Annotated in this window: 7 protein-coding genes, 1 pseudogene and 1 other annotated feature; of the genes and pseudogenes, 5 read left to right on the forward strand and 3 right to left on the reverse strand. The window is 38.0% G+C overall.

What is annotated here, in order from left to right:
* The 5 genes and pseudogenes from ED2_RS13540 to guaB form a co-directional block, all read left to right on the forward strand.
* Positions 1 to 214, forward strand: a pseudogene (locus ED2_RS13540) (ParB/RepB/Spo0J family partition protein); the annotation flags it as partial.
* Between the two features lie 120 nt (positions 215 to 334).
* Positions 335 to 526: a DUF951 domain-containing protein gene (locus ED2_RS13545; protein WP_016177136.1), complete on the forward strand. Its 192-nt coding sequence runs from the start codon at positions 335 to 337 to the stop codon at positions 524 to 526.
* An 8-nt stretch (positions 527 to 534) separates the two neighbouring features.
* A complete protein-coding gene (gene ychF / locus ED2_RS13550; protein ID WP_005875768.1) occupies positions 535 to 1,635 on the forward strand; it encodes a redox-regulated ATPase YchF in 1,101 nt (366 codons plus the stop codon).
* An 85-nt stretch (positions 1,636 to 1,720) separates the two neighbouring features.
* Entirely contained in the window at positions 1,721 to 2,416 is a 696-nt protein-coding gene (locus tag ED2_RS13555) for a DUF1129 domain-containing protein (RefSeq protein WP_016177135.1), read from the forward strand.
* A 233-nt stretch (positions 2,417 to 2,649) separates the two neighbouring features.
* Positions 2,650 to 4,134, forward strand: a complete 1,485-nt coding sequence (gene guaB, locus ED2_RS13560; protein ID WP_005875762.1) for an IMP dehydrogenase — start codon at positions 2,650 to 2,652, stop codon at positions 4,132 to 4,134.
* 314 nt (positions 4,135 to 4,448) lie between these two features.
* Here the strand turns inward: guaB and serS are convergent, their stop codons facing one another.
* The 3 genes from serS to croR form a co-directional block, all read right to left on the reverse strand.
* A complete protein-coding gene (gene serS, locus ED2_RS13565; RefSeq protein WP_005875755.1) occupies positions 4,449 to 5,720 on the reverse strand; it encodes a serine--tRNA ligase in 1,272 nt (423 codons plus the stop codon).
* A gap of 50 nt (positions 5,721 to 5,770) precedes the next feature.
* Positions 5,771 to 5,983, reverse strand: a binding site (T-box leader).
* A gap of 57 nt (positions 5,984 to 6,040) precedes the next feature.
* Positions 6,041 to 7,225 (reverse strand): sensor histidine kinase, encoded by a 1,185-nt coding sequence (locus ED2_RS13570; protein WP_005875753.1) that lies wholly within the window; start codon positions 7,223 to 7,225, stop codon positions 6,041 to 6,043.
* A complete protein-coding gene (gene croR, locus ED2_RS13575) occupies positions 7,215 to 7,904 on the reverse strand; it encodes a response regulator transcription factor CroR (protein ID WP_005875751.1) in 690 nt (229 codons plus the stop codon). The genes ED2_RS13570 and croR overlap by 11 nt, the downstream gene beginning before the upstream one ends.
* Positions 7,905 to 8,484: the final 580 nt, after the last annotated feature.

Raw genomic sequence — 8,484 nt, forward strand, 5'->3', positions numbered from 1 at the left:
TGAAAATGATGGAAAAGAAAAGAAAAAAATTCCACGTTTAGCAAAAGAAAAACCTTACTATATCCGTGAAAGCGAAGATCGTTTAATGGATAAGTTCGGCACAAGTGTCGCTATCCAAGAAAAAGATGGAAAAGGAAAAATCGAAATTGAATATCTGTCACAAAATGATTTGACAAGAATCCTGGATATTCTTAATATTCAATTTGACGAATAAAACTGAGAAACAAAAATCTTAGGCTTTGTCCTATTACTTTCAATAATAGAGAATCCATCATTGCGCTTCGATTAATAAAGCAAGCGTTCAGATATTTTTTTCAAAAAGGAGGGGACTTTTATGTACGACTTACATGATATCGTTGAAATGAAAAAACCTCATGCGTGTCAGACGAACCGTTGGGAGATCATTCGAATGGGTGCTGACATCAAAATCAAATGTGTGAATTGTGCACATATCGTTATGATGACTCGTCGAGAATTTGAAAAAAAACTAAAAAAAATACTTGAAAAAAATTCAGAGAAAGAGTGAATAAATTTATGGCATTAACTGCTGGAATCGTAGGTTTACCCAATGTCGGAAAATCGACTTTATTTAATGCAATTACTAAAGCTGGAGCAGAAGCAGCAAACTATCCTTTTGCAACGATTGATCCAAATGTAGGAATGGTAGAAGTACCAGACTGGCGCTTACAACGGTTGACGGAATTAGTTCATCCAAAGAAAACTGTTCCAACTACTTTTGAATTTACAGATATCGCTGGTATCGTAAAAGGTGCAAGTAAAGGTGAGGGCTTAGGTAACCAATTTTTGAGTCATATCCGCCAAGTAGATGCAATCTGTCATGTCGTCCGTTGTTTTGATGACGACAACATCACTCACGTGGAAGGACGAGTTGATCCTTTAGCTGATATTGATACGATCAATTTGGAGCTTGTGTTAGCTGACCTTGACTCAATCAACAAACGCTATACGCGAGTGGCAAAAGTTGCTAAAACAAAGGATAAAGATGCTGTAGCAGAATTAGCAGTGCTCGATAAAATAAAACCTGTTTTAGAAGACGGTCGTTCCGCACGTTCGATCGAATTTACAGAAGAAGAACAAAAGATCGTTAAATCATTGTTCTTATTAACAACAAAACCAATCTTATATGTAGCAAATGTTGCGGAAGACGAAGTAGCAGAAGCAGAATCCAATCACTACGTTCAAGAAGTACGTAACTTTGCGGCAGAAGAAAAAGCAGAAGTCATCGTTGTTAGCGCGCGTGCAGAGGAAGAAATCGCCGAGTTAGATGATGAAGATAAGGCTGAATTCTTAGAAGCATTGGGAATCGAAGAATCTGGATTAGATCAATTGATCCGTGCAGCCTATGATTTATTGGGGTTAGCTACTTACTTTACTGCTGGAGAACAAGAAGTCCGAGCTTGGACGTTCAAAAAAGGAATCAAAGCTCCTCAAGCAGCTGGAATCATCCATTCAGATTTTGAACGAGGCTTCATCCGTGCAGAAACAGTCTCTTTTGAAGATTTGGATCATTATGGCAACATGCATGCCGCAAAAGAAGCAGGTCGCGTTCGTCTAGAAGGTAAAGATTATGTAGTCCAAGATGGCGACGTTATGTTATTCCGTTTTAATGTATAAAAGGGCTATCAAACTGTACGTATAGTATGTTAGAATGTCTTTTGTGACAACCGTTAGAGTAACGGCTAAGGAGGACTATTAGATCATGGAACCAGAACAATTACGTGAGATCGTAAAAGAAAACAATAGTTTAGAAGAAAAGTTGACGAAAAGAAACCAACAATATATTTTTGATTTGAAAAAAACTTTAGAAGCGGCTAACTTATCCGAAGAGGAAAAAGTCACAGCCCTTCATGACATCCTTCCGACTTTAGTTTCTGAGCAAAAAGGCGGAAGAACAGCGAGACAACTATTCGGTACTGTTTCTGAACGAACAGAAGCAATCATCAATAAACCAGCTGAAGTAAAAGTAAATGCCAAACCAGTCTTGATGTGGCTAGATAACGCATTATTACTACTTGGTCTGTTGAGTATTATGGTTGCAATCACTGGATTGTTTTCACGTGGAACAACGCCGGCTTATGGAATTTCAACTCTTATTTTAGGTTCTGCAGTCGGTGGTTGGGTATTTTATCTGATGTATAAATACATTTATCAGTATGAATATCCTGGAGCAGATCGCAGTAAAAAACCAGGTATGGGTAAAACATTGCTTATTTTAGGAGGAACAACGCTGATCTGGGTTATCGCCTTTTCCGCTACAACGTTGCTTCCACCAGTACTGAACCCACTACTAGATCCAGTAGTTATCGTGATCATCGGTGGGGTCGCTCTTGCGTTACGTTACTACTTGAAGAATAAATACGGTATTATTGGCAGTTTATCAGCACCTAGAAGATAAACAAAAAATATTCCATCAGTCAGAATTTTTGAAGCCTCTTTTGGGAGGATAGAAAATTCTGACTGTTTTTTTTTAGAGTCGACTGCTGAGAGATAAGCAATAAACTATCGGTATGTAAACGCTTATAATGAATATCTTCTTAGAAAAGTTAGGGATTACGGATAGACTGTTGACTTAATAAAGAAAATCGATTATTTTAGTAGATAAACTAAAACAGAGGAGTGGTACTAAAAATGTCCAACTGGGAAACAAAGTTCACGAAAAAAGGGTTTACTTTCGACGATGTCTTATTGATACCAGCAGAAAGTCACGTGTTACCAAACGAAGTGGATATGAGCGTACAATTAACAAAAAATATTAAGTTGAATATTCCGATCATCAGTGCAAGTATGGATACTGTTACTGATAGTAAAATGGCAATTGCCATGGCAAGACAAGGCGGATTAGGTGTTATTCACAAAAATATGACGATCAGTCAGCAAGCCGATGAAGTACGTAAAGTAAAACGTTCTGAAAGTGGTGTGATCATTGATCCTTTCTTCTTAACGCCACAACATCTAGTAGCAGATGCAGAAGAACTAATGAGCAAATACCGTATTAGCGGAGTGCCAATCGTTGAAACTTTAGAAAACAGAAAATTGGTTGGTATTATTACGAACCGTGATATGCGCTTTGTGACTGACTATCATATAGCAATCAATGATGTGATGACAAAAGAAAACTTAGTAACAGCCCCAGTAGGTACTTCTCTAAAAGATGCAGAAAAAATTCTGCAAAAACATAAAATCGAAAAATTACCGATCGTTGACGATGAAGGTCGCTTGAGTGGTTTGATCACCATCAAAGATATTGAAAAAGTGATTGAATTTCCTAACGCAGCGAAAGATGAACATGGACGTTTATTAGTTGCTGCTGCTGTAGGTGTCACAAGTGATACTTTCGAACGTGCCGGCGCATTGTTAGAAGCTGGTGTAGATGCAATCGTTATTGATACAGCACATGGACATAGTGCTGGTGTCATTCGTAAAATCCAAGAAATCCGTTCAACCTTCAAAGATGCAACGCTAATTGCCGGGAATGTGGCAACAGCCGAAGCAACAAAGGCATTGTATGATGCTGGTGTGGATGTTGTAAAAGTAGGGATCGGACCTGGTTCGATTTGTACGACACGTGTCGTAGCTGGTGTGGGTGTACCACAATTAACAGCGATTTATGATGCTGCTTCTGTGGCTCGTCAATACGGAAAAGCAATTATTGCAGATGGTGGTATCAAATATTCTGGCGATATCGTCAAAGCATTGGCTGCTGGCGGACATGCAGTGATGTTAGGAAGTATGTTGGCTGGTACAGATGAGTCACCAGGTGAATTTGAAATTTTCCAAGGACGTCGTTTCAAGACTTATCGTGGTATGGGTTCATTAGGCGCAATGGAAAAAGGTTCGAAAGATCGTTACTTCCAAGGAAGCGTCAATGAAGCCAATAAATTGGTTCCAGAAGGAATCGAAGGGCGCGTAGCTTATAAAGGAAGCGTTGCAGACATCATTTTCCAAATGATCGGTGGGTTAAAATCTGGTATGGGTTATGTAGGAGCAGGTAATTTGAAACAATTACGTGACGAAGCACAATTTATCCAAATGAGTGGTAGCGGATTGAAAGAATCACATCCACATGACGTACAGATCACAAAAGAAGCACCGAACTATTCAGTTGAATCTTAAGTCGTAACAGAACAGATTGGCTACAAGACATAAGAAAGGATTTCCCAGACGTTGCTCTTGAATTTCTGTGAAATCTCGACTTTGTTTTCAGAGAAGCTACTTGTAGGAGACCGTTATCTTGAGTCAGTTCGACTGCTTAAATTGAATAAAAAAGTGAGTCATTCGAAAATAATTTAAAACGCCCCGCAAAAGTTAGATTTTTGGTCTGATTTTTGCGGGACGTTTTTTGTCTGTAGTTTCGAGATCACGTAGCGTATCAGTTTTTGCGTAGCACACGAACGTGCAAGCTTGAATAGTTGTCTTAAAGGCTAATTTTATTTGATGATTTTCAAATTCCCCATGTAAGGAACAAGTGCTTCAGGAACTGTGACAGAACCATCTTCATTTTGATAATTTTCAAGAATAGCTGCCACTGTTCGGCCAACAGCTAAACCAGAACCGTTTAGTGTGTGTGCGTAATGGATTTTTCCATCTTCATCACGGTAACGGATCATTGCGCGACGTGCTTGGAAATCTTCGCAGTTTGAACATGAGCTGATTTCACGATACATATCTTGGGCTGGGATCCAAACTTCTAAGTCATAAGTTTTGGCAGCTGAGAAGCCCATATCTCCAGTTGATAAAGCAACTACACGATAAGGTAAATGCAATTTTTTAAGAATATCTTCTGCATCAGCTGTCATTTTTTCAAGTTCTTCATATGAATGTTCTGCATCAGAGAATTTGACCATTTCAACTTTATTGAATTGGTGTAGGCGAATCAATCCACGAGTATCTCGACCAGCACTTCCTGCTTCAGAACGAAAAGCTGGACTAAGGGCAGTGAAATAGATCGGTAGGTCTTGACCGTCTAAAATTTCGTCATTGTAATAGTTTGTTAACGGAACTTCTGCAGTCGGGATCAGTGTCAAATCTGTATCCTCTAATTGGAAAACATCCTCTTTGAATTTAGGGAATTGTCCTGTACCAAACATTGCACGACTGTTTACCATGTAAGGAGTGATCATTTCAGTATAACCATGTTCATAAATATGTTGATCTAGCATAAAGTTATAGACGGCACGTTCTAAACGAGCGCCCAATCCCTTGTAATAAACAAAACGGCTACCTGATACTTTTGCTCCACGTTCAAAATCTAAGATGCCAAGATTTTCAGCGATTTCCCAATGAGGTTTAGGTTCAAAAGAGAAGTTACGAGGTTCATTCCAACGACGCACTTCGACGTTGTCGTCTTCATCTTTTCCGATAGGGACAGAATCATTTGGTAAGTTTGGCAAAGTAGTTGCAATTTCTTTTAATTTTTCATCTACTTGTGCGACTTCTTCGTCAAGGGCTTTGATATTTCCCCCAACTTCTTTCATTTCATTGATTTTAGCGGTAGCATCTTCTTTATTCCTTTTTAGTTGTGCAATTTCACCAGAAACGTCATTACGGTATTTCTTCAGCTCTTCACTTTTGACAAGTAATTTTCTACGATTTTCGTCAAGTTCCATAAATTCAGCTAACGTTTCTTTTTTCACGCCACGAGTCATTAGTTTTTCTTGTACATAGTCAAAATTTTGGCGCATCATTTTTACATCTAACATTCCTATTCCTCCTTAGTATAAATAAAAAAGACCGATCCATCCCAATGTATTCTTGGGACGAATCAGTCTAACATTCGCGGTACCACCCGAGTTCAACACATGATCAGTGTTGCTCTTGCTAACAGATAACGGCTGTTTGCCGACCTTTCTTATTTCGAAAGGTACACGTCATAGAACTGGAACTTCCAAATTATTTTTTACTGATTTTCAGCAGCCATCAGCTCTCTTGAAAAAAATAAAATGTACTGGGTTCTGTGTTTCATCGATTATCCATGATTGTAATAAGAATATCGGATATTTTAGCGTTCGTCAATGGTTTCCTAGCTTTCAATGGGTAACTTTTCATTTTTTCTTAGTGGCAAGTGCATGATAAAAGAGGTCCAATGTTCATCTGATTTGGCATAGATGTACCCACCATGTAGAGCAACGATGCTCTGGGCGATTGCAAGACCTAATCCTGTTCCACCAGTTTCTTGCGAACGTGATTCTTCAACACGGTAAAAGCGGTCAAAAAGGTTATCGATTGCTTGTTGAGGAATCATCGCCCCATTGTTTTTTACAGTTGCAACTACTTCTGAACCGATTTTTTCAACCTCGATCACGATTTTTGTTGCACCTTTTCCGTACTTTAAAGCGTTCGTCAGTAAATTATTGAAGACGCGGACTAATTTTTCAGTATCTCCATCCATGATCAGAGAATCCACTTGGCTTGTCACAACGATTTGAATATGTTTTTTGGAAGCCTCTAATTCAAAATCAGCTGCTAATTGCTCGATTAGTTGGATCAAATCAAAAGCAGAAAAATTAATAGGGACGGCTGGTTGCCGAACCTTTGTGTACTCAAAGAGGTCGTCTACCAGTGATTTCATTTGTTTCGCTTTGATGTAAGCTGTGTGTGTATATTTTAAAATATCTTCTTCTGTTTGATATTGCCCGTCTTCGATCAGACCAAGATAACCAATAATCGATGTTAGAGGAGTGCGTATATCGTGACTGACGTTGGTGATCAATTCATCTTTTGATTTTTCGATCTTACGTTCATCCTCAATGGCTGCGACAGTACTGTCTACTAAACCATTGATACTAGTGACTACTCGACTAAGGTCACCGCTCAGTTCAAAAGGAATTCGGTGGTCATAGTTACCATTTGCGATATAATGCAGTTCACTGATGATGTGTCGCAGCTGCATTTGACGATACCGACGAATCAGTCGCCAATATAAGACACCAATATCTAAAAGAAAGAAGAGAGGGAAGATAAAGTTTCGGCCATTCCAAAATAAATCGCTATTCAAACGTTCAGCAAAAATGTTTTTTGAATCCCAAATGGCATTTGTCAATGAAGGGGAACTACTGATTACTGAACTAAGAACAACCAATATTGCGACATTCAATAGAAGAAGTAAGATAACTGTAATGATTCCTTCTGCTAATAATTCGCTGATTTCTTTAGAAGTCAAGTTGATCCGCCGACGCTTTTCTGTACCTCTTGTTTTATCGTGCATCAATTTTATAGCCCACTCCCCAAACGGTTTGAATGACTTTTTCTCCACCAGTTGCTTCTTCAATTTTATCTCTTAAGTGACTTACGTGTACCATGACTGTTTTAGCAGAAACAATACTTTCCTGTTTCCACACACGTTCAAAAATCTCATCTGCGCTGAATACGCGGTTTGGGTGACTTGCTAATAAATAGAGGATTCCAAATTCTAGTGCTGTTAATTGGATCTCTGTACCATCAATCGTTTTTACTTCATGTGAATCTTTATTGATGATTAAAGAATTTACTTCTAATATATCTGGTTGGTCAGGGGTAACTTGCATTTTTGTCCGACGAAGTAATGATTTTACACGAGCCATCACTTCCAAAGGATTGAATGGTTTAGTTACATAATCATCAGCACCTGCTACCAGACCTTTGATTTTATCCATATCTGTAGTTTTAGCTGTAAGCATGATGATCGGGATCTGTGATTCTTTACGCAATTCTTTTACTACTTGCATTCCATCCATTTCAGGCATCATGATATCCAAGATAAGCAGTTCGATATCGGGAATGGTACGGATTTTTGATAAGGCTTCTTTTCCGTCATAAGCTTTCACAGCTTCATAGCCTTCGTTGTGAATATAGATACTTAGTAATTCAACGATTTCTTTATCGTCATCAGCAATTAATATTTTCATCGATCGTTCCTCCAAGATTATAATGTAGCTATTTACTATATATATTAGCAAAAAAAAGCGTAAATAGATAAAAGCAACACTTTGTTAACAAAAATTTTAGAAGGTTCAGGAAATAACTATGTACCAAGGAAAACAAAACCTGAACATTTAATGGAAATCAAGGTAAATAAAGGCTAAAAAAAACGAAAATACGAACATTGAAAAGCAATTAGAGGGGAATGGTCGAATATGCTATAAATGTTGATAAAACAGCATTTTCTTATTGACTTTCTATTTTGATGTTGGTATATTATTATGTGTTCGAAAGAGCGCGAAACACTTCACAAATAACTTAAAAAAGTTCTTGACGTGTGGGTGACCACATGATAAGATAACTAAGTCGTTTGGAAAGAACCTATTGAAAAGCTTGATCTAATCAAGAAAAACTTCAAAAAAGTTCTTGACAAATAACAAGGGATGAGTTATGATATACGAGTTGCTGAAAGATTTCTAAAAGCGAAATCGAAAATAACTTTTAAAAAACAGTTGACATTCACTTGTCGCTCTGATATGATATAAAAGTTGCTACAGCAATTCAAGT

The organism is Enterococcus durans NBRC 100479 = LMG 10746 (assembly GCF_001544215.1).
Classification (GTDB): domain Bacteria; phylum Bacillota; class Bacilli; order Lactobacillales; family Enterococcaceae; genus Enterococcus_B; species Enterococcus_B durans.

Excerpts from the sequence above, each read along its gene's own strand:
- ED2_RS13545 (WP_016177136.1), top strand. The coding sequence starts at position 335 with ATGTACGACTTACATGATATCGTTGAAATGAAAAAACCTCATGCGTGT.
- ychF (WP_005875768.1), top strand. The coding sequence starts at position 535 with ATGGCATTAACTGCTGGAATCGTAGGTTTACCCAATGTCGGAAAATCG.
- ED2_RS13555 (WP_016177135.1), top strand. The coding sequence starts at position 1,721 with ATGGAACCAGAACAATTACGTGAGATCGTAAAAGAAAACAATAGTTTA.
- guaB (WP_005875762.1), top strand. The coding sequence starts at position 2,650 with ATGTCCAACTGGGAAACAAAGTTCACGAAAAAAGGGTTTACTTTCGAC.
- serS (WP_005875755.1), bottom strand. The coding sequence starts at position 5,720 with ATGTTAGATGTAAAAATGATGCGCCAAAATTTTGACTATGTACAAGAA.
- ED2_RS13570 (WP_005875753.1), bottom strand. The coding sequence starts at position 7,225 with ATGCACGATAAAACAAGAGGTACAGAAAAGCGTCGGCGGATCAACTTG.
- croR (WP_005875751.1), bottom strand. The coding sequence starts at position 7,904 with ATGAAAATATTAATTGCTGATGACGATAAAGAAATCGTTGAATTACTA.